Origin of the sequence: Marinibaculum pumilum, from assembly GCF_042646425.1 — a bacterium.
Classification (GTDB): domain Bacteria; phylum Pseudomonadota; class Alphaproteobacteria; order Ferrovibrionales; family Ferrovibrionaceae; genus Marinibaculum; species Marinibaculum pumilum.
In genome coordinates, this window is the sequence record NZ_JBHRTR010000054.1 from 391,779 (window position 1) to 411,967 (window position 20,189).

Below are 20,189 nucleotides of genomic sequence, written 5' to 3' on the forward strand. Positions count from 1 at the left end.
GAGGCGCCACCTCCAATGCCACCCGTTCCTCCATTGACGTCGCCACCGTCTGCCCCGCCATAAGCTACCAGTGCCCCTCCATTGAAGAACGAGCTACTTCCCGGACTGCCGAGCATCCCGCCAATGCCGACCGCATATGAGTACATGCCGCCCGCGACGACGCTATAGGTCTTCTCTGTGTAACCTCCCCCGCCGCCGCCGCCAGCATTCGTTCCGCTGCTACTCCCCCCTCCCCCTCCACCTCCCCCAATGCAGACCACGACGATCTGCGAGACCCCGGCGGGCACGGTGTAGGTGCCGCTTCCGCTGGTGTAGTCGACGGTGTTGACCAGGCTGACGCCGCTCTGCGGCAGCGGGGGCAGGAAGCCGAGGCCGATCATGACGTGATGTCTCCGCCCAGATGCCATTCGCCGTCCAGGAACAACGCCATGCAGATCGCATACTGGCCGGCGCTCTTGGTCTTGCCGCCGCGCGCCCGCAGGGTGCCGGAAGCGACGGCGAACGTGATCTGGCCGGCGCCGCGCTGGACGAAGCCGATCGCCGCGCCCTCGCCCGGTGCGGCATGCAGGGTGACCGCGGTGCCGGCGGCATGGGTCACGTCGATCCAGGTGCCCAGGTCCGCGGCAACCGTGGTGTAGCTGCTGCCGGTCTGCGTGCTGGTCCCCGCGCGGAAGCGCGAGGCGGCACCGCCATTGCCGGTCAGATTGTCGGCGTCGTCGATCACCAGGCCGCTGCCCTGCAGGGTACCGGCCGTGCCGTCGAAACGGACGAGGCGGTTGTCGACCGTGGTGGCCGGCCGCTGGCTGTAGCGGCCGTCGCCGCTCTGCCGGTTCAGCGCGTCGGTGGCCGAGACGGCATCGCCGAGATTGACGATCCGCTGGCCGCTGAACGAGATGCTGGCAGTGACGGTCGACTGCCCGTCGCGGCAGAGCGTGTTGCTCAGCCCGTCGGCCAGGTCCTGGAATTTCGCGAACACGTCGGTGCCGACCGCCGTGTCGCCGGTCTCGTAGTCGGCCGAGCTGGAACCCGGCAGGCTGAACGATCCGGAGCCGTTGAACGCCATCGGCGCCTCCGTGATGTCCTCCGCGACGGCGCCAGGCACCGTCACGTCGTGCTGTTGGCCTTTGCCAGGGCTAGCGGCTGCCCAGACGTTCGTTGAGGGAGCCGGCGGCCTTGCCGTGCCGCCACCTCTGGCGCTGCGACAAGCCGGGTCTGCGCGGACGTGGCGGCAGCGAGCCCGCCGCCATCGGGTCGCCCGCTGACCGCTCCAGCGCCTGCCACACATCCGACGCCCACCTGCCTGCAGCCTCGGCCGGCGCCTCGACCCCGGCCATGCCGAGCTCCGACACACCCCACGCGGCCAGTTCCCGCAGGTCCTCGTCCTTCAGCGCCTTGGCGAGCAGGCCGCGCAGCAGCCGTGCCGTCACCTCGCCCCCGACGCCCGCAAAGCCGTGCCCCGCAATGTTCAGCCAGTCCGGCGCAGGGATCTGTTCGGGCAGGAAGATGCTGTGGCCGAACAGCTGGCGAGCCCAGTCCGTGGCGGCTGCACCGAGGACATTGCCCGCCAGCGCGCGCTTCGGATCGGGCGGCCAGCCGAGCATGTAGGCGCCGGCCAGGGTTCCCCCGATCCCGGGCAGGATCTCGCCTAGGCCTGAATCCAGCGCGAAGCCGATCCGGCGATGCATGTCACGCCACTGCCCGAAGCTCCGCCCCGGATGGGCCAGCATGTCCAGGGGATCGTCGTTCTCGAACAGGGGGGCATCGCCGATGGCGGGCACGGCCTTCGCCCAGAGGCCCGAGGGCCGGAGATATTCGAGGTCGCCCCGCGACCACCGGACCGCGGAAAGCGGCAGGCCGAGGTCTTTCGCAGTGACCCGCCGCCTGTCCTCGTCGCCCGGCAACAGGTTGTACTTGAGCCGGGTCCACATCGAGACGGCGGCCCGGCTGTCGTTGATCACCCCGCCGTCCATGCGGTACAGGCGGGCCTCGCGCTCCGCCGCCTCCGCCTGGCCGGGCGGCAGGCTGCGCCACTCCGGCACCGGATCGTTGCCCGGCACCAGGCGGTCCAGACCGGCCGGATCCGGCTGCGCGCCTGCTTCACCACTGCCCAGATCCCCTTGGCCCGCCTGCCATTGACCTGAGTCCCGGCGGCCGGCACCCCGCCGGCCCTCGAGCAATCGACCCGGATCCATGCCTCAGCGTCCCCTGGGGCCGGTACCCAGGCCCGGCCCCCAGTTCTGCCCCCGGTTCGGCCCCCGGTCCGGCCCCCGGCCCGCCCCCCGGGCCGCCCCCTGCCCGTCCAGCGCCTGCAGCTGCGCCTGCAGGCGCAAGTCGGCCAGGCGGCCCGCCAATGCCGGATCGGCCGCGATCGCGGAATCCAGGATGCCGGAGACACGCGGCCAGCCGGTCGGCACGGCCTGCCCGGCCACGACCAGCGGCGGGCCGGACGGCGGTTCGGTCGCCGGGCCGGCGGCGATTTCCGCCGGACTGCGATGCCGCCCGGGACGGATATCGTCCGGCGCGATCCAGGGCGGCTCCAGCCCATGCGCCAGGGCGGTGGCGCGGACCCGGTCCGCCTTGCGATCCAGGTCCGCCTCCCGCCAGGCCTCGCGTGCCTGCAAGGTGCGGGTCACCCCCGACGCCAGGGCACCCAGGAAACTGCCGTCGTTGATCTCATCCGGCTGCAGCCGCTGCAGCGGCTGAAGCCGGCGCGACCCCTGCCGCGCGCGTTCGGAAAGCAGCATGAAGGTTCTCCACCTGTCCGTATGTTGCGACCGGTCGTTGCGGCTGCGGCTCAGCGCGGGCCCGCCACAGCGCGCAGCACCGCATAGTCGACCGCATCGAACGGGCCGGCCCTGAACACCGCCCAGGGGGCGACGCCACGCACCTCGTCGGCCATGTAGCCGACCCGTTCCGCCGCCTCCCACAGGTAGCGGAAGGCATAGAGCGGCAGGCCGAGGGCGCCGGTACCGACCCGCCGCACGTCCCGCTTCAGCCGCCGGTCCGACAGCCAGCCGGCATGTGCGGCAATCGTGCCGGCGGTGCCCAGTACATTGCCCAGCCCCTGCATCTGGCGCGCCTGGGCCGCGGCCTGCTGGGCCCGGTTGTTCACCTGTCCCTGATAGCTGTTGTAGATCGCGCCCTGCAGGTCCGGCGGCGCCACGCCGACCTGCGCCGGCTGGCCGAACTGCGGCATCTGCACGCCACCGGACACGCCGAGGAGGGCCGCCAGCTCGTTGATCGGCTGGTTGCGCGCCAGCAGCTGCTCCTGGATCGCCTGCTGGCGCGCCGCGTTCTGCAGCTGCGCGTTCTGCAGCGCCTGATAATAGGCCTGCTGGGCGGTGGTCATGCCCTCCGTGAAGGCCTGCTGGCGCCCGGCCATCTGCTCGTTGAACAGCTGCCCGCGGGTGTTGCTGGCCTGGCCATAGGCCTGCGCCTGCGCGGCATTGGCGAACTGGCCGCCGGCCAGCAGCTCGTTGAAGCCCTGCTGGCGCCCGGCCAGGCCGAGCCCGAACAGCCGCGACTGCTCGTCGCCGCCGGCCAGCAGCGCCTGGTCGCGGGCCTGGCCATAGGCGTCGGTGCGGGCGCGGTCGAAGCGGTCCCACTCGGCATCATGCGCTTCGCTGCCGACCGGGATGCCCTGCGCCGCCAGGCGGCTTTCCAGCGCCTGTTGCTGCGTCTGCCAGTAGGGATCGAGCCGGGCGGTGGCGCGCTGGTACAGCGCATCCTCCACCCGCTGGCGCTGCAGGGCGGTCTGGTACGGGTCCGCCGCCGCCTGCGGCTGGACCTGTGATCCACTTTGCCCCTGCGTGATCGGGCCGGCTGGTGGCTGCTGATAGGGCGGCAGCATCGGCGCGATGGTCGGCAGCGGCGGCAGGCCCCCTGTCGGCAGGCTGCGCTGGATCGCGCCCGCCCCCTGGTCGGGCCGGTCGGGCACCATCGCCAGTTCGGCGAGCCGGTTGGCCAGCTCCTGCCGGAAGCCGGGCCCATAGCCGCCGCCGGCTTCCGGCGCCCGCAGCAGGTCGGCGATGTCGCCGCCGCTCATGTTCGCCAGCAGCGCCCGCTGCGCCGCATGCACGTCGGCGCCCGGCGATGCCTGCAGTTCTGCGCCCAGCTGTTGCAGCCGTTGCACCGCCGTCCCGCTGCCGGCGCCATAGCGCTGCTGCAGGCTGTCGCCGATATTGCCCAGCAGCATGCCGCGCCCGGTGCCGCTGGCCAGGATCTCCGCCAGGCCCTGCGGCGCCAGGCCGCCCAGATAGCGGGCCTGCGCCGTGCGGGCATCGCCCCCGCTGGCCTGCAGTTCGCGCCCCAGCGCCTCCAGCCCCGCCATCGCGCTGCCGGGCTGGTAGCGCGCGCCCGGCTGCGCACCGGCCCCCGTCGCGGCCGCCGCGGCGATGGTCGGCGGCACGCCGGTGACCTGCGGCGGCGCATCGCCGAAGCCGAAGGGTTGCGCCGCCGTGCCGGCGACCCGGGCGAGCTGCTCCTGGCCGAAGCTGAGTGCCGCATTGGTCAGGCCGTTCTGCAGGTCCAGATTGGCCTGCCCCTGTGGCGTCAGGCTGACGGTCTGCGTCCATTGCGAGGGATAGACCTGCGGCCGGTCCGGCGCCACGGGGCGCGGGTTGCTCGCCGTGGCGGCGTCAAAGCGGGGCAGGCCATATTCGTCGATGCCGACCTGGCGGCGGCTCTGCACCGTGCCGGGATCGGCCTGCCAGGCGGAAAGATCCTGCTGCCAGCGCGCATAGTCCTGATCGTACTGGTCCAGCTGCGCCTGGTCCTGCGGGCTGTAGGCCTGGCTCCAGGTGACATTGCCGTAGGGGGTCACCTGGTTGGTGCGGTTCAGTTCCGCCGTGGCACGGGCGGCGTCGATATTGGCCTGGCTCTGCGCCGCGGCGGTGACGTTCGGATCCGGCGGTGCCGGCATGCTGGGGGCGGACTTGCCCATCATCTCTCTCCCCTGGTGCAGGATGCCTGTCTGGCGGGCCGTCGCGGCGGCCGGCCGTTCCAGCGCGAGCGGCGCCATTCCCGCGCCAGCATCGAACAGATCACCGCATGCCGGCCGGGCCCGAACTGGTGGCGCAGCACCGCCTCGCGCCGCATGCCGATGCCGAGGTTGAAGCGCAGCGCGCGTTCCGAGCGGTGCGGCGTGGCGGTCCACAGTTTCGCCGCGCCGTTGGTGACGAAGGCGTAGCGGAACAGGGCCGCCAGCACCGCGCGGCTGGCCCAGGCCGGGCTTTCCGCGGCCATCGACAGCTGCAACGTGCCGGCAGCCGGCTGCCAGTCGTGGAAGACGATCCCCGCCACCACCCGTCCGGCCGCATCCGTCACCGCTGCGCACTGGCAGGGTGGTGCGAAGCCGTCGACATGGTCGATGCGCGCCGCGGTCCATGCCGCCAGGCCGCGATTCTCCGCCTCGCCTTGCGCGAATACCAGCATCGCACTCTCCGAATGGTGTGATTCAGACGATCCCGCCGGGCAGGAACAGCCAGTCGGTCGACAGCCAGGACGGCCGCGCGGTGTCGGAGACGACCCGCACCCGCAGGCTGGCGGCATGGCCGAAGCCGCGCACCTCGCGCCAGCCCTTGAAGGTCTGGGTGCCGCCGCCCCAGGCGAACTGGCCCCATTTCGAACTGCCCCAGATGCCGGCCGCGTTCGCTGCCGGCACGGCGGCGGCGGTCGGCGCCTGGATCTGGAAGTCCAGGTTCAGGTCCAGCGCCACCGCCGGCGCCTGCGCGGATTGGAAGATCGGCCGCACCCGCTTGAACGCTTTCACCCGGCCGGGCATGCGGAAATAGCTGAACGCCTGCAGCGCATCGCCGGCGATCGCGGTGCCGGCATCGTCGGTGCCGGTGTCGAAGCGGCAGACCCGGCCGTCGGCGGTGCCGAAATGCGCGTGCCCCCCCAGCAGGCCCCAGCACAGGGCGTCGATGCCGGTGAAGCGGCAAGGCCGCCGCGTGTTGGTGTTGAAGACGTGCTGCACCGCCGTGGCGGCGGAGGTCGGCACGTTGAAGATCAGCATCTGCCCGCCGGCATAGGCGAGCGCCTGCCAGCCCGGCAGCCCGCCATGTTCGCGCACCGCCTCGTTGACGGCGGCGTTGATCTGGCTGGACAGGGCCACCCGCTGCGACTGGCTGCGGTCCACCGACAGGATCGAGGAGGCGAAGACATAGCCGTCCTGGGTGATCATCACCAGGTCGGCGCCCATCTTGATCATGCAGCGCCGGCCGATCGGCTTGCCGATGCGGAACACGCCGACCAGCGCCCAGGTCGCGGCGTCGGACGGGTCGGTGCCCTGGTAGACGATCGCCTCCCCTTCGGAGGTCAGGAACAGGGCGACATCGTCGGAGCCGGCGCCGCCGTCGCGGCTCCAGGTGCCCATCGCCATGACATAGCCGCCCAGGCTGGCGATGCCGCCCAGCGGGAAGGCGGTCGCCGTGCCGCCGATCGCGTTCACCCCCAGGTACCAGGCGGTCAGGCTGTCGCGCGCGCCGAACCAGAGCCGGCGCTGGTGCAGGTTGCACCAGACCAGGTCCGCCACCGTCGGGCCGGTGAAGGAGGCCGTCGACCAGCTCGACCCGTCATAGAGCCGGGGCGCGTCGGCGCCGTTCACCGCCAGGAGGTACTTGCCGCCGGCGGTCTGGATCTGCACCGACTGGAAGCGGCTGTTCGACAGGCCGGAGACGGTGGCCAAAGGGCCCGCCGCCGCCGCACGCGCATCGTAGATGCCGCCATCGGCCACCGCCCACAGCTCCCCCGTCCCGTCGGCGGCGACATAGTCCAGCAGGCTCTCCACCGGCCCCGGCAGGCCGGTGACATGGGCGGCGGAGCCGCGCCGCAGGGTCACCCGGTCGGTGCCGGGGAACCAGTTGTCCAGGATCACCGCATCGGTCGCCGGCATGTCCGCCAGCGCATCCCGCGCGTTCCAGCCGCCCACCGGCGCCGGAACCGATACCGATCGCGCCGCCGCTCGGGCCATGGGAAATCTCCAAAGAAAAAGGCGCCCGGAGGCGCCTTAAATTGATATCAAAAAAATATTGATAAAACTAAATATTTCTATTCAAAATAAATTTCTTGTCTTTATTCAAGATTGCCTTTTTCCTCTTCGAAATTCCTCTATTTTTTTTCACTTTCAACAGACTGAGATTGAGTTTTCCGAGAGGTTTCGTCTTGTTTTTCAAAAAATTTGTCAATTTCTTGTCTCCCTTGATTTCTCGCAGCATCCGCCTTCCTTTTAATTCGTCGATACTCCCGATCGACTTTCTCGAGCAGCGGACCGTCAATTCTTAAGGCGTCACCCGGATTGGCCCCCAGTGCCCAAATATCTGTCTCCGCACCTACGCCTGGTGCTGTTTCTGCAGCACGCTTTCCAATATATAAACTCAATAGAGCTTCCGCATTCGGCGTCTCATAACTATGGCGCGCGAGCATTAACTCCGATTCAGCATGTCTGGCGCCACTTCCGATCGCAGCAAATGATATAGAATCGGAACATGAAATCTCACCATTCTGTATTACATAGATGCTTGGCAGTGCGTAGCCAAATCTCATGTCTATTCCGGCGACGATTACCTCAACATCTGGCACTGGATAACTGATAATATCTTCCACCACCCTATTTACTATATCACTGTGCATGTTCTTTTGTTTTATAATAAATTCATCCAAGCTCAAACCCAAAGGGTTCAATAGATCCGCCTCCGCCCTTCTCCTTTTTAATTCATTTCTATACTTCAAATACAAATCTGCTATGAATTTTACATTCAACCAATCATCTGGCTTTTCGTGAATAATCTTATCTACTTCAATTTTCACATTTTGGGTAACTTCAGCATGAAAATCAGCATCTCCACTAAACAGTATTGCTATAGCAGGGGTCAAGAAAAGCATCTTTCTCAGGTTTGGCTCAAATTGTATATCTCCTGCCGTTAACATCCTATCGGAGGCAAGTAGTAGCATACGTTGACTTCTGACTGCGATGCAGACGGTCATGAGGATGTGCCTTCTGGACCCTATAGATATCGCAGCGACCTGTCACAGCGATTGCTAAATCCTACTTTAGCAACAGCGATGCATTCCTTGCCATCCCCGGTTGTTGCACCCAACTCGGGCACGGATGCTGGTACTCTAAGTCGATTGATCCTACTGAAAGATATCCCCCGCCGACAGCACAGCCAGCTCCGCCTGGTCGCTGGCGATCAGGTCGGCCAGGCGCTCGCGGTAGCGCGCCATCGCCAGGCCGGCGGGCTGGCCCTCGCCGTCCAGGAAGGCGGCCGTCATGTGCAGCTGCACCAGGATCGGATCGACCAGCGCGGTGTCGCTGTCGGCTATCCAGGCCGCCTGGCCGGCGCCGCCGGCGGCGGCGCACCAGTGGCGGCTGACATATTCCAAGGCATAGCTCTCGCCGCCCGCCGGGGCTGGCAGGACCAGCAGGGTGCCGGCGCGCAGGGCGAAGCGGCGGCGGCCGGCATGGCCTTCGGCCTTCAGCGCCGCCCAGGCAGCCGGCGGCACCGGGCCGGTCAGGCGCACCCGGTTCGCGCGGTCCCACAGGGTCTCCGGCAGCATGCGGTCAAAATCCGCCGGCAGGGCGCCGGCCTGTTCCTCCTGGCCCAGGGCCGTGAAGACATGCTCGCGGCGCAGCGCGGCCCAGGGATGGGCGCGGGCGACCGCCTCCCCCGCCTCCTGCGCCAGCTGCAGCAGGCGCTGGCCGCCCGGGTCGGTGGAGCCGGCCAGGGCCAGCGGCCGGTCCAGCTGCACCTTGTCGGCCACCGCGCGGCCGATCTCGATCAACGTGGTCATGGTTCCGCAGGCTCCAGCATGTCCCCGGTCTCCAGAATGTCGGTGGCTGCAAGCGCGTCGAACCAGCGCCCGCCGGTTCGCAGCATCGCCGCCGCCAGATGCCCCTGCCCGCGCAGCCGGATATCCAGGCCGGCGGCCCGCATCGCCGGCAGCGCCTCGGCCAGGAAGACGGCCTGCCGCAGCAGCTGCGGCTGGCTGCGCCAGAGCATCCCGTCGCAGCCCACCAGGCACCACCAGCCAGCCGGGTCGCGGTCCCAGACATGGGCCGGCGCCACGGGGTCGACCGGGTAGCAGCAATCGGCGCCGAACAGGTCGATGCGGCGATAGCCGAGCATCGCCGCCAGGACCGGCGCGCGGGTCATCGCGCTGGGGCCGCCGGGCACGGCATCCGGGCCTTCCGCCGCCGCCGATTGCGGCTGCCAGAGGGTCACCCGCTGGCCGTCGAGGGCATCGAGGACCGACGGATCCACGCAGTCGGCCACCAGGTATTGCGCCAGCCGCGACGGGTGCCGGACGAAACCGGCGCAGAGCGGCTGCGGGTCCAGGATCAGGTGCCAGTCCGGCACCCGCCCGGCGCGCAGCCAGTCGAAGGCGCCGTTGATCGCCATCACCTCCCCCGGCCAGGCCAGGATCTCGTCCAGATGTGCGGCGGCGGAAGCGCCGCCGCCCACCACCGCCAGCGGCCGGTCATGGGCGGCGCGCGGCGCAAGGCCGGGCAGGCCGCGCAGCGCGGCCCGATGCCGGTTGGCGTCCCGGTTGCCGGCCAGGACCGCGCCGGGAACGGGCGGCCTGGCCGGCGGCAGGATGGTCAGGATGCGACCAGTCCCAGATTGCGCAGAGCGGTCAGGATCGCGTTCACCGCATTGGCGGTGGTGGAGGCGGTGCCCGCCGTGCTGGCGATGGCGCCGGCCTGGGCGACCGGGGTGGCGCCGTAGAAGGCGATCCGGTCGCCGGCGCCGGCGCCCATCACGGTGCCGTCGGGGTTCTGGTCGGACAGATGCCTGATGCTCATGTCTCTTACTCCTTTCCCGCTGCCGCTCAGTTGAAGCCGATGCGGCAGGCCAGGTCGGGCCGCACCGCCTTGTGGCCGTAGAGCACGTCGATGCGGCAGGGCAGGTTGTCGTTGTTGATGTCGTACTGGCGCACCACCCGCATCGAGATGCCGTCGAACACCTCGCGCGCGGCGAAGTCGACCCCCTTGGGCATCACCAGGTCGGCGGTGGCGAAGGCGAAGGCGTCGCGGTGATAGCCCATCGAGATGGCATAGTCGGCGGCATTGCCGATGCCGGTGGTGCGGTCGCTCTCCACCTTCAGCACCGCGCCCGCATCCGTCGGGCTGGCGGCGACGTTCTGCCGGGCGCCGGCAGTGACGATCGCCGGCGCGATCGGGATCGACGCATAGCCGGATGCCACATCGGCGGTGACCGTGAACTGCTTCAGCACGCCCAGGTCGGCCTTGGTCTCCGGATGGACGGCGTTGCAGCCCTCGAAGCAGACGATGTCGCCGCGGCGGAAGCTGCCGGTGACGGTGCCGTTCACCGTGACGGTGCTGCCGGACTGGCCGGCGCCGCCGACATTGGCGCCGGTATCGGGGCCGGCCTCGGTGCCGGTCAGGTGGATCGGCAGCAGGGTCGTCTCATAGACCTCCTGGTAGCCGACGAACTGGTTGGCGACCATGCCCTCCCGGAACTGGCTGCCGATCTCCTTCTGCGGGTTGAACAGGCCGGAGACCGCCTCCACCAGGCTGACATTGTCGGTCGGGTTCAGCAGCAGGCAGCGGTCGGACATCGGCGCCAGGCTCTCCGTCAGCACCCGCGCGGAGTTCAGCACGCCGAGCAGGGTGAGGCCGGAACCGACATCGGAGACCTCGTTGGCGACATCCCGGTACATCGACAGGGCATCGGCCTCGATGTTCGCCGCCAGCACCGCCATCGCCGGCTCCAGGATCCGCTTCGAGAAATCGTCCAGGTCCAGGGTCAGGTCCTTCGACGTGAAGGCCATATCGACACCCTTCTGGGTCGCGACCTGCAGGGTCACCGACTGCTCCGACGTGTCCTGCACCTGGATCTGGCGGCCGGTGCGGACGGTATATTCGTTCGGCAGGCGGATCTTCAGGCTGTCGCCGATCTTCGCCCCGTCCTGGGCGAAGCTGTCGTCGTACTGCCGGTTGATGCTGCCCACGAAGCGCAGCTTCTGGTGCAGGATGCGCAGCGCCTCCCGCGTCACCTGGGTGGGGGTGAGGATCGCATTGGCCATGGAAAAGAAATCCTTCTGTGGGAAAGCGGCGCCTCACGGCGCTGCGTGTGAGTTGGGGTTCGCCTCCGGCTGATGATGCCGCTGCTGCCACAATTCCCGCCGTCGTCCCCGGGCCTGACCCGGGGACCGTGACGGAACGGCGAAGCTGCGGGACGGTGGTGCGTCATCGCCGGCGCTGGGATCCTCGGCCAGAGAAACCCAATTCCGGGCCCGAGGATGACGGAAACAGGGAGGGGCTTCCCCGCCGCCCTCAGCCGCGCCGTGCCGCCAGCTGGCGGTTGCGCGCGCGCATCCAGCTTTCCACCCCCTGCCGGTCGTGCGGGCCGGCGGCGGCGCCGCCGCCGGTCCCCGACAATGACCGCACCGGGCCGGGGCTGCGGGTCTCCGCCTTCGGGCCGCGGCTCTTGCTGGCCGCCTGGGCCCGGTCCCAGAGCATCGCCTTGCGGGCCATCACCGCCATCTCCGGTGCCAGCGGCCAGGCCTGCGCCTGTTCCGCCGGCAGGCCATAGGCCTGCTGGACATAGGCGACGACCTCGTCGGCCTGGGCGGCGAAGCCCGGGTCCATCCGGCCGACCCGCTGCTTTCCCTCCGCCATCGCCTGTTGGCGCCAGGCGCCCTGGGCGGTGCGGAGGTGCGACTGCACATGGTCGAGCCGGTCCATCGCCCGGTCCTGCTGCTGGCGCAGCCGGGCAAGCTCGTCGGACAGGCGGCGCGCCCGGTCCGGGTCGGACTGCCAGAGCCGGGGCATGTCCACCCCCTCCAGCGCCCGCACCCGGTCGCGCAGCTGCGCCGCCTGGGCATAGGCTTCCAGCGCGTCGGTGTTCAGCTCCGACAGCTCGTCCAGCGAGCTGCGCGCCGCCTCCGCCGTCTTGCGGATCTCCGCCGCCTCCTGGAATTTCTGGTTGGCGCCGGCGGTCACCTGCTTCGCATAAACCTGCAGCGCCTCCGCCGCATCGGCGACACTGGCGTCGCGTGCGAAGCGGGCCTTGGTGCCGCCGAAATCGAACTCGATGCCGTCGGACTCCGTGTCGTCATCCGCCGGCTCCGCATCCGGCTCCACCGGCCCGGCCACCTCTTCCGCCTGCGGTTCCGCGGACGGTTCCGCCTGCACGTCGTCGCTTTCCGACGGCTCGATCGCTTCCTGTTCGCTCACATCGCTCTCCCTGTTGGCATGGCGGGCCCCGGCTGCGCCGGGCCCGGGGACGGCCTGACGGGGCCAGGCGGGCCGGCCTGTCCCTGCTGGAGCGGCGCAGGCAGCAGACGCCGCAGCCGCTCCGCGATCACCTCGGCGCCGGCGAAGTCCATATTGTCGAGCAGCACGTCGCCGACGACCGGCGCCAGTTCCGGCCGCGCGCGGATCAGCTCCACCAGCACCTCGCGCGCCTCTTCGCGCTGGGTCTGGTAGCTGGGGCCGGCGCGCACGGTGACGTCGTAGCGGCCGACCGACAGGTCGTAGAGGCGGCCGTCCGGCCCGCCTCCGGCAGCGCCGCCGCCGGCGCCGGCCAGCGCCACCACCTTCTCAGCCATGTCCTCGCCCAGGATGCGGACCGCCTGCCGCGGCCCGTAGATCGCCGGGATGATCTCCACCAGGCATTGCCCGGCATAGCGGATCGCGCGGTTCAGGTTGTCCAGGAAGTGGAAGTTGGAGACCTGGCTCTCCCGCTGGCGGGCCAGGATCGCGCGGCCGCTGGTCTCGTTCGACCGGGCGCCCAGCGCCGGGTCGTAGATGCCGGTGATCGCCTTCATGTCGTCGGCGGCGTTCAGCGCCTCCTGGATCGCGCCGGCCGGCACCCCGGCGAAAGGCTGGCGCTGTGGCGGCACCGGCCCCTCATAGGTCAGGTAGGCGAAGGAGCGGGCATTGGCCAGCGCCCATTTCTGCCGCTCGGTGCCGTTCTGCGGCAGCGCGCCGGCCGGCATCAGCCAGGGCGCGCGCGGCGCCAGCGCCACGAGTTCCGTTGTGGCGGAACGCCAGAAGTTGAACATCTTCTGCGGGTCGCGGGCGTCGCGGATCAGGGAGCGAAAGCGCCGCCTGCCGTCCAGGATCGTCTCGTCGCCCCAGACCGGGCAGATTGGGATCGTGCTGCCCGGCCAGTCGGCGGTCTCCAGCACCGCGCTGCCGGAGATCAGCCGGCGGGTGACCTTCGGCACCTCCACCTTGCGTTCCCGCACCACCTCGACCAGCCCGGTCGGATCGGCGCCGATCATCCGGTGCAGCTCCTCCAGCCAGGCCTCCAGCCGCTCCGCCGGCAGGGTCAGCAGCGACCCATCGGGCATCCGTGCCAGCAGCAGGGTCCGCTGCTCATGCTCGCGCCGCCAGTATTCGGAGATCCGCACCCGGCCGTCGTCGCGCGCCGCCCTTCCGTCGCCGTCGAAGTCGACCGGCTCGGCATCCGGGTGGCGGCGGCGGAAGCTCTCCACCGGCAGGCTTTCGGCGACGAAGGCATGCGCCCAGTCGGCGGCATCGAGCGCGGTGGAGTCCGGGTCCCAATGCACCTTCAGCGGGTCGGCGATGCGCTCGATCCGCGCCTCCAGATCGAAGCTGTCCGGCCCGGCATGGTCGATGGCGATGCGGAAGAAGCCGAAGCCGCCGGTCACCGCATGGTCGATCGCGGTGTCATAGGCCTCGTCGGCGCGGGAATGGCGCTCGATCGCCCGGATCAGCCCGCCGATCACCGCGGCGGTGTCCGGGTCGGCGCCGGAATCCACCGGGCTGACCCGGATCCCGGGCTTCGCCTGCCGGGCATCGTTCACCACCTGGCGGATGAAGGCCGGCAGCCGGTTGATGGTCAGCGCCGGCCGCCCCTCCAGCTCCCGCGCCCGGCGCATCGCCGGCTCCCACTGCTCGCCCAGCCGGGCAAAGCGGAAATCCGCCTCCGCCTCCAGCCGGTCGGCGGCACTGGCCTCGCGGCTGGCGGCGAAGCGGTCGCGCGCCTCCGCCAGGATGTCCTGCTCGCTCATCCCTCATCCCATCCAGCTGTCGGAGGCCCCGCCCTCCGACGCCGGCGGCGGCGGCAGCAGGCGCTCGTCCGCCCGCGCGTGGCGCAGGCACATGATCCCGTAGCGGGTCGCGTCCATCAGGTCGTCGGCCTGCTTCACCACCCGGCCGTCCTTGCGGTGGTAGAGGCGGAACTCCTCGAACCAGTCGGCCAGATGGGCAAAGACCTTCAGCCGGCCGGTCTGCATCCGCTGCAGCAGTTCCATCAGCCCCGCCTCGACGCTGGTGGAGCCGTCGGCGAAGGCGGCGCGATCGGCCAGCATGTTCAGCCCCGCCTCGCGATACTGCTGCGCCAGCGGCTTGCCGCCGCCGGGGCTGCGGTTCACCCCGTCATGCGGCCAGGCCCAGGGCATCGCCGGCCCCCAGGGCTTCAGCGCCGCGGCATGGATCGCCGGCACCGCCTCCACCACCCGGTAGCAGGCGGTCAGGTAGACGATGTCCGCGTCCCGGTCCCAGGCCAGCCGGACCGCCGCCGTTGGATGGTCCCAGCCGAAGTCGATCGCGCCCAGCAGCACCCAGTGCGGCGGCAGCGGAAAGGCCGCCACCGCCAGCAGGCTCTCCGCCACCGGGAAGATCCGCCCCGACCCCAGCGCCGGCACGCCGCGGGCCCGCGCCTCCCGCTCGTGCGGCGGATAGGCGGCCAGGATCCGCGCCCGCGCGTCCGGCGGGATATGCGCCGCATCCTCGATCGTCATGCAGATATCCGCGCGGTCCGGGCTGTGTTCCATCAGGAAGCGGCGCACCACCTCCGACATCCCCAGCAGCGGGGTGAAGGTCAGCCAGACCAGCCCGCCGGTGGCGTTGGTGCGGGTCAGCCCCTCGCTGTAGACATCGGCCGGCGGCTCCTCGTCGAACCAGACGAAGTCCAGGGTCTCGCCCTGCCAGCGCTCGCGGCCCTGGTCGTAGGTCTTGAACTTCAGCACCGACTGGCCGCCGGCCGCATGGGCCACCGTAACCCGGTCCACCAGCCCGCCCTGACCGCGCGCGGCCATGGCGCTGCCCAGCGCCGCTGCCGGGATCAGGCCGGTGCCCGGGCTGCCCGGCCGGCCCAGCAGCACCCGCTGCACCGTGTCCCGCGTCGCCTCGCCGGTATGGCCGGCGGCCCAGGCCATCACCGGGCGCGCCCAGCGCCGGCCCCGCCACCAGTCGGGATAAAGCCCGGTCAGGTGATAGGCCGCCTCAGCGCCGCCGCACCAGGTCTTGCCCAGCTGGTTGCCCGCCCGCAGCAGCCTTTCGCGATGGCTTGCGCCGGCGCGGTGGAACGCCGCCTGTTTCGGATAGGGGCGGTAATCCTCCAGCCGGCGCCGGCTCTCCACCGCCGCCAGGTCCGCCAGCAGCGCCTCGACCTCGCGCGGCCTCAAGCGCCGCACGAAGGCTTGCGCGTTCCTCGGCGTCCAGGCCATCGGTGATGCCGTCCTGCTCCACCCTGACGTCGCGGGGCAGCAGCCCGGCGAAGATCCTCAAGTAGGCGGCGGGCTGCTCTTCCCGCACCCGCTCCAGCGCCGCAGCGCCATGGGCGGAGAAGTCCGCCGCCAGGGCACGCAGCACCTCTTCCGCCAGCAGGCCGCGCAGTGCCTTGCCGCGGCCGGCGGCCGACCCCGTCATCCAGTCCACGCCATGTCGATGCTCCGCAATGCCACCTCTTGGCGGGCAGGCACGAAAAAGCCCGCGTCCCGGCGATCTGCCGGGCGGCGCGGGCTGTGCAACCATAACCTTTTTATAGGTCCGATTTAGTCGATTGTCAACAAATAATTTAGTTCTGTTGAGATTCAGTAGGGCTGACAGTTGAAGGAGATGCAGATCCGTGCCGCGTCGGCGCGGAACGGGACCGTCCGGTGGAAGGTCGCCGCCGGGAACAGCACCACCATCCCCTCCTCCGGCTCAACGACCCGGGTCGGAAAGGGCGGCGCGATGCCGTAGGTGGCGGGCGGGCGGCCGAACTCGATGGCGCCGGCATGGTCCTCCCCCGGCCCGCGGTCGAACCGCGGCAGGGAGACGTAATAGGCGCCGCTGATCCAGGAATCGTCGTGCATGTGGGTTTCCAGGTGGCCGGCCCGGTCCAGCACCACCCCCCACATCACCATGCGGTAGCGCCGCTTAAGGTCGCGCCGGAAATAATGTGCCCGGCCGGACCGCAGCGAACCGGTAAAGGCCGCGATCGCCCGGCGCAGGCTCCATTCCATCGCCTGGAACACCGGCTGGCCGTCCAGCAGCACGTTCTCGGTGATGGCGCCGTCGCGGGTGACATAGCCTTCGGGGTCCTGCCGCAGCGTGTCGTGCGTGCGGATCGCTTCCGCCAGTGTCCGGTTGAAGGCGTCGATGTCCTTGTATCCCGGCGGCACCGCAACCTTGTGGGTGAAGACCAGGTGATCCAGGTCCTGCAGCTCGGCCGCAGCCTGCCTCTGGCCCGCCAGCATAAGTGCCGCCTGCAGTTCCGATGCGGCCGCAGCCTCGCAGACGCCGACCCCCTTCGGATCGCAATCCAGTGCGGCGCGCAATGCCGCCACCGCCTCCTCCATCCGGCCCTGCGCCAGCAGGGCACGACCCAGGGTCACCCGGGCCCGGGCGCCCTCCGGCGCCAGCGCGATCGCCTGCTGCGCCGCCGCCACGGCGGCATCGGTCAGGCCGGCCTGCAGGTTCAGGCGCGCCAGCCGTTCGGCATGGGCCGGTTCGGCCGGTGCCAGCTCGCTGGCCCGGCGGGCCGCGGCCACGGCCGCCGCGCCACCGTCGGGCAGCGGCAGGGCTTCCGCCAGCGCGGCATGGGCCGCCGCCACGCCGGGCGACAGCGCAACCGCGCGCCGGGCCAGGCGCTCCGCCTCGGGCCGGGCGCTGCTCAGCCCGGTGCGCTGCAGGGTATCCGCCAGGTTGACCATCGCCTCCGGCATGTCGGGCGCATGGCGCAGCGCCTCGCGGAATGCCGCCGCCGCCCCGACCAGGTCGCCGTTCTCGCCCAGCGCGACCCCCAGATTGTTGTGCAGCTGCGGGTTCTTCGGGTCCAGTTCGGCCGCCTTGCGATAGCAGGACAGCGCCTCCTCCAGATCGCCCCTGTCGCGGGCGATGATCGCCAGGTTGAACAGGAAGGTCGGGTTGGCCGGCCGCAGCCGCACCGCCCGGCGCACCAGCCCGGCCGCCTTGTCCAGCCGGCCGGCCTCCCGCTCCACCAGGCCCAGCAGGTGCAGCGCATCGGCGTTCTTCGGTTCCGCCGCCAGCACCTGCCGGTACAGGCCCGCCGCCTCCTGCAGCCGCCCGGCACGGTGCCGGGCCACGGCGTCGCGCAGCAGATGCTTCATGCCGCCCGGGCCTGCCCGGCCATCCGCCTGCCCACCCACCTGTCTGCCCCGATCATGATCATGCCGCAGGTCCGCCGCTGGAACTGGAAGGACATCAAGGTATCGCCGGTTCGCCCCGGCCTCAGCCGGGCGACACCTCCCGCGCGGCGTCCTGGCACCGTCGCACCGCCGCGGCCAGCACCTCCAGCCGGCGGTCACGGATGCCCAGGTCCTGCAGATGCTCCACCGTGTTGAACAGGTATTCCGCGCCGGTGCCCAGTTCGCCGCGTGCGAAGGCCAGGCATTCCGCCACCTCCGGCTGCGGCAGGCGCCCGGCATAGCGCGGATGGTCGCGGTTCATCACGAAGGTCAGGGCGCGCACCGGTCCGTCCGGGGTCACCGCCCGCACCCAGCGGGGATGGTAGGCGCCGGACAGCATCTCGCGGCGCCAGATGATGGCGGTCTCCTCTTCCACCGCCTGCGGCGCGATGCGGTAGGCGAGGCCGTCGCAGCAGCCGCCGCGGTCGAGCGCCAGCATCAGCCCCGGCCGGTCGCGGCTGCCGCGGCCCATGAAGATGGTGAAACAGAACTGCCGGTGCCAGCCGTGGATGCGCGACGGCCGCGCCTCGGTGAAATGGAAGGCCGGGTTCCAAATCAGGGAGCCGTAGCCGAACATCCAGACGCTGCCGTCGGCATCGGCATCGGCTGGCCGCGCCGCAAGGGCGGCGGCGCGGTTGGCCTCCAGTTCCTCCTCCGACAGCACCGGCATGCCCGCCGCACGCAGGCGACGGATCCGGTCGGCATAGCTGTCGCGGATGCCCTCCCGGGTCAGGTGGACGCGTTCCGGCTCCGGTTCCTGCCCTGCTGCGGACGGTCGCGTCTCCCTGCTCACATGCTCTCCCGGTTCGCTCGGACCGCCGTGGCGGTCGGTCCCGGCGGGCAGCGGCGGGCCCGTCAGGAAGGGGATTGGCGCATCTGCCGGTTCAGCCGCGCGGCGATCAGGTCCAGGGCGCCGTCATGCCAGCGCCGGGCGGTCTGACCGGAACGGCCGATCTCCGCGCCGATGCGCGCCCAGGACATGCCCAGGCCCCGCATCCATAGGACACGCTGCCCGGCCTCGTCCAGATGCCGGATCCACAGCAGGGTCGGCAGCATGCGGTCGATGGCGCCCGGCGAGGGCTGCGGCCGACGGCGGCGTGCCTGCCCCTCCGCCCCGCCGGGGGCGGCCGGCCAGCGGCTGCGACAGCTCATCAGCCAGTCGCGCTCCCGGTCCGGCAGCGCCATAAGGGTGGCGATCGCCTCGCGGATCTGCGCCTCGACCGTCGCCCGGCTCCACAGCGCCGGCGCACCTGCCGCAACCGCCGGCCCGCGCCTGTCGGCGGTATCGGCCCGCTGCGCAGCCCCGATCGCGCAGGGGGTCCGGCCTGCGCTGGCGCGCGCCGCGGCCGACAGCTGCGGCGCCTGGCCGGACCCGTTCGAAGAAATGCTCATGGCTGTCCTCCCGTGGCTGCGGCCTGGCGGCCGGCGAGGTGACTGACGGCCGGCACATGGCCGGACATCTCCGCCCCCGCGGGGCGCTGCAGGAATCCCAGGGCGGAGGGGACGGGACTGTGCTGCAGGGGCAGGCCGATCACCCGCGGCACGGCCGCACAGGGTGCGACACGGACCGGCCGCCGCCGGCGGGCAGGCGGGCGAAGGTCGGCGTGCCGCCGGCTGCCCAGGGCGGCCGCCCATGCCCGGGAAAAGCGTCGTTCGGCCCCCTCCCCGAGGGCTTCGTCCGCCGCGCGCAGCGCCGGCCCCGGGCCCCCTGCCATCCCCGCTTCCGCATCCTCTGTCCGTCCCATGGTCGCCTCAATGTTCCCTATATGTTCTATCAGGGAACCGCAGGATCCACAGATTGTCAACAATCAATTGATCGAAATATCAACCACGCCTATACTTGCACCATGAACGAGAGCAACAGGCATTCCGCCGGCAGCGGCGCAGCGTCACGCGGCGGCAGGCAGGCGGCTGGCGCATCTCAGGCCGGGGCATCACAGGCCGGCACGGCCGCGGACAGTCCTGCGCCTGCCCGCCCCGCCAGCCTGGGCGACCGGATCGCGGAGGCGCGGCGGCAGTCGGGACAGACCCAGGCCGAGGTCGCCCAGCGGTTCGGCATCTCCGCACAGGCCGTGTCGCAGTGGGAGGCGGGACGCGCCAAGCCGGATGTCGAACGGCTGGAGGAACTCGCCCGACTGCTCGGCGTCGACTTCATCTGGCTCTGCTTCGGCGCGGCGGAGGAAGCCGGCGCCGCGGCGGAAACCGGCGCAGCGGCGGCCCCGCCGGGTGCCCCCCCGGACGCGGAAGGCAACAGCGCTGCCGTTCCGACAGCGGGCCCGCGCGGCCGCGGCCGCGCGGGGCTGGGCCGTCGCCCGGGCAGTGGGCCTGAGGCGGCCGTCCCGACCCTGGCCGGCTGGGCTGCGCCGCGCGACCTGCCGGTGCTGGGGATCGCGGTCGGCGGCAGCGATGCCGGCTTCGAGTTCAACGGCCAGACGGTCGACTATGTCGCCCGACCGCCGGCGCTGGCCGGAACCGCACAGGCTTTCGCCCTCTATGTCACCAGCGATTCCATGGCGCCGCGCTACGAGGCGGGCGAACTGGTCTTCGTCCACCCGTCCCGGCCGCCACAGCCCGGCTGCGACGTGGTGATCGAAATGCTGGGAGAGGACGGCGCCCCGGGCCGCTGCTATATCAAGCGGCTGCGCCGGCGCACGGCCGAGGCGGTGATCGCGGAACAGTTCAACCCGCCGCGCAGCGACCTGCGCTATCCGGTGAAGAAACTGCGGCGGGTGATGCGCATCCTGACCACCGCGGAACTGTTCGGGGGCTGAGGCGGC

At 70.7% G+C, this 20,189-nt stretch carries 19 protein-coding genes; 1 reads left to right on the plus strand and 18 read right to left on the minus strand.

Annotated elements, in window-relative coordinates; translation table 11 throughout:
• From ACFOGJ_RS28700 to ACFOGJ_RS28785, 18 genes are all read right to left on the minus strand, one after another.
• A partial coding sequence (locus ACFOGJ_RS28700; protein ID WP_379906729.1) for a glycine-rich domain-containing protein occupies nucleotides 1–380 on the minus strand: 380 nt, incomplete at its 3' end.
• Complete coding sequence (locus tag ACFOGJ_RS28705; protein ID WP_379906730.1) at nucleotides 377–1,102, minus strand: hypothetical protein; 726 nt, start codon at nucleotides 1,100–1,102, stop codon at nucleotides 377–379. The genes ACFOGJ_RS28705 and ACFOGJ_RS28700, both read right to left, overlap by 4 nt.
• Before the next feature lie 31 nt (nucleotides 1,103–1,133).
• Nucleotides 1,134–1,958 (minus strand): hypothetical protein, encoded by an 825-nt coding sequence (locus ACFOGJ_RS28710; RefSeq protein WP_379906731.1) that lies wholly within the window; start codon nucleotides 1,956–1,958, stop codon nucleotides 1,134–1,136.
• Between the two features lie 237 nt (nucleotides 1,959–2,195).
• Nucleotides 2,196–2,744, minus strand: a complete 549-nt coding sequence (locus ACFOGJ_RS28715) for a hypothetical protein (RefSeq protein ID WP_379906732.1) — start codon at nucleotides 2,742–2,744, stop codon at nucleotides 2,196–2,198.
• Nucleotides 2,745–2,794: 50 nt separating this feature from the next.
• On the minus strand, nucleotides 2,795–4,945 hold the full coding sequence (locus ACFOGJ_RS28720; protein WP_379906733.1) for a tail fiber domain-containing protein: 2,151 nt from the start codon (nucleotides 4,943–4,945) through the stop codon (nucleotides 2,795–2,797).
• Nucleotides 4,942–5,433 (minus strand): hypothetical protein, encoded by a 492-nt coding sequence (locus ACFOGJ_RS28725; protein WP_379906734.1) that lies wholly within the window; start codon nucleotides 5,431–5,433, stop codon nucleotides 4,942–4,944. Before ACFOGJ_RS28725 ends, ACFOGJ_RS28720 begins: the two co-directional genes overlap by 4 nt.
• A 22-nt stretch (nucleotides 5,434–5,455) precedes the next feature.
• Complete coding sequence (locus ACFOGJ_RS28730; RefSeq protein WP_379906735.1) at nucleotides 5,456–6,973, minus strand: hypothetical protein; 1,518 nt, start codon at nucleotides 6,971–6,973, stop codon at nucleotides 5,456–5,458.
• Between the two features lie 137 nt (nucleotides 6,974–7,110).
• Entirely contained in the window at nucleotides 7,111–7,986 is an 876-nt protein-coding gene (locus ACFOGJ_RS28735) for a hypothetical protein (protein WP_379906736.1), read from the minus strand.
• 150 nt (nucleotides 7,987–8,136) lie between these two features.
• On the minus strand, nucleotides 8,137–8,793 hold the full coding sequence (locus ACFOGJ_RS28740; RefSeq protein ID WP_379906737.1) for a hypothetical protein: 657 nt from the start codon (nucleotides 8,791–8,793) through the stop codon (nucleotides 8,137–8,139).
• Complete coding sequence (locus ACFOGJ_RS28745; RefSeq protein WP_379907082.1) at nucleotides 8,790–9,608, minus strand: 6-hydroxymethylpterin diphosphokinase MptE-like protein; 819 nt, start codon at nucleotides 9,606–9,608, stop codon at nucleotides 8,790–8,792. Before ACFOGJ_RS28745 ends, ACFOGJ_RS28740 begins: the two co-directional genes overlap by 4 nt.
• Entirely contained in the window at nucleotides 9,602–9,805 is a 204-nt protein-coding gene (locus ACFOGJ_RS28750) for a hypothetical protein (RefSeq protein WP_379906738.1), read from the minus strand. Before ACFOGJ_RS28750 ends, ACFOGJ_RS28745 begins: the two co-directional genes overlap by 7 nt.
• Nucleotides 9,806–9,831: 26 nt before the next feature.
• Complete coding sequence (locus tag ACFOGJ_RS28755; protein ID WP_379906739.1) at nucleotides 9,832–11,049, minus strand: P22 phage major capsid protein family protein; 1,218 nt, start codon at nucleotides 11,047–11,049, stop codon at nucleotides 9,832–9,834.
• A gap of 250 nt (nucleotides 11,050–11,299) precedes the next feature.
• The gene (locus tag ACFOGJ_RS28760; RefSeq protein WP_379906740.1) at nucleotides 11,300–12,202 is read right to left on the minus strand and encodes a hypothetical protein; all 903 of its coding nucleotides are present in this window, start codon (nucleotides 12,200–12,202) and stop codon (nucleotides 11,300–11,302) included.
• Complete coding sequence (locus ACFOGJ_RS28765; protein ID WP_379906741.1) at nucleotides 12,199–14,007, minus strand: portal protein; 1,809 nt, start codon at nucleotides 14,005–14,007, stop codon at nucleotides 12,199–12,201. The genes ACFOGJ_RS28760 and ACFOGJ_RS28765 overlap by 4 nt, the downstream gene beginning before the upstream one ends.
• A gap of 3 nt (nucleotides 14,008–14,010) precedes the next feature.
• The gene (locus ACFOGJ_RS28770) at nucleotides 14,011–15,414 is read right to left on the minus strand and encodes a terminase large subunit domain-containing protein (protein ID WP_379906743.1); all 1,404 of its coding nucleotides are present in this window, start codon (nucleotides 15,412–15,414) and stop codon (nucleotides 14,011–14,013) included.
• Between the two features lie 399 nt (nucleotides 15,415–15,813).
• Nucleotides 15,814–17,334 (minus strand): tetratricopeptide repeat protein, encoded by a 1,521-nt coding sequence (locus ACFOGJ_RS28775; RefSeq protein ID WP_379906744.1) that lies wholly within the window; start codon nucleotides 17,332–17,334, stop codon nucleotides 15,814–15,816.
• Between the two features lie 121 nt (nucleotides 17,335–17,455).
• Nucleotides 17,456–18,205 carry a gamma-glutamylcyclotransferase gene (locus ACFOGJ_RS28780; RefSeq protein ID WP_379906745.1) on the minus strand — a complete coding sequence of 250 codons (750 nt, stop codon included), beginning with the start codon at nucleotides 18,203–18,205 and terminating at the stop codon, nucleotides 17,456–17,458.
• Nucleotides 18,206–18,267: 62 nt separating this feature from the next.
• On the minus strand, nucleotides 18,268–18,804 hold the full coding sequence (locus ACFOGJ_RS28785; RefSeq protein WP_379906746.1) for a DUF6362 family protein: 537 nt from the start codon (nucleotides 18,802–18,804) through the stop codon (nucleotides 18,268–18,270).
• Nucleotides 18,805–19,259: 455 nt separating this feature from the next.
• On the opposite strand from ACFOGJ_RS28785, the gene ACFOGJ_RS28790 reads away from it, so the two are divergent.
• On the plus strand, nucleotides 19,260–20,183 hold the full coding sequence (locus tag ACFOGJ_RS28790) for an XRE family transcriptional regulator (protein ID WP_379906747.1): 924 nt from the start codon (nucleotides 19,260–19,262) through the stop codon (nucleotides 20,181–20,183).
• Nucleotides 20,184–20,189: the final 6 nt, after the last annotated feature.

Bases quoted from the DNA above. Each gene is read 5' to 3' on its own strand.
- ACFOGJ_RS28715 (WP_379906732.1), bottom strand. From the start codon at position 2,744: ATGCTGCTTTCCGAACGCGCGCGGCAGGGGTCGCGCCGGCTTCAGCCG.
- ACFOGJ_RS28720 (WP_379906733.1), bottom strand. From the start codon at position 4,945: ATGATGGGCAAGTCCGCCCCCAGCATGCCGGCACCGCCGGATCCGAAC.
- ACFOGJ_RS28725 (WP_379906734.1), bottom strand. From the start codon at position 5,433: ATGCTGGTATTCGCGCAAGGCGAGGCGGAGAATCGCGGCCTGGCGGCA.
- ACFOGJ_RS28730 (WP_379906735.1), bottom strand. From the start codon at position 6,973: ATGGCCCGAGCGGCGGCGCGATCGGTATCGGTTCCGGCGCCGGTGGGC.
- ACFOGJ_RS28735 (WP_379906736.1), bottom strand. From the start codon at position 7,986: ATGACCGTCTGCATCGCAGTCAGAAGTCAACGTATGCTACTACTTGCC.
- ACFOGJ_RS28740 (WP_379906737.1), bottom strand. From the start codon at position 8,793: ATGACCACGTTGATCGAGATCGGCCGCGCGGTGGCCGACAAGGTGCAG.
- ACFOGJ_RS28750 (WP_379906738.1), bottom strand. From the start codon at position 9,805: ATGAGCATCAGGCATCTGTCCGACCAGAACCCCGACGGCACCGTGATG.
- ACFOGJ_RS28755 (WP_379906739.1), bottom strand. From the start codon at position 11,049: ATGGCCAATGCGATCCTCACCCCCACCCAGGTGACGCGGGAGGCGCTG.
- ACFOGJ_RS28765 (WP_379906741.1), bottom strand. From the start codon at position 14,007: ATGAGCGAGCAGGACATCCTGGCGGAGGCGCGCGACCGCTTCGCCGCC.
- ACFOGJ_RS28775 (WP_379906744.1), bottom strand. From the start codon at position 17,334: ATGAAGCATCTGCTGCGCGACGCCGTGGCCCGGCACCGTGCCGGGCGG.
- ACFOGJ_RS28785 (WP_379906746.1), bottom strand. From the start codon at position 18,804: ATGAGCATTTCTTCGAACGGGTCCGGCCAGGCGCCGCAGCTGTCGGCC.
- ACFOGJ_RS28790 (WP_379906747.1), top strand. From the start codon at position 19,260: ATGAACGAGAGCAACAGGCATTCCGCCGGCAGCGGCGCAGCGTCACGC.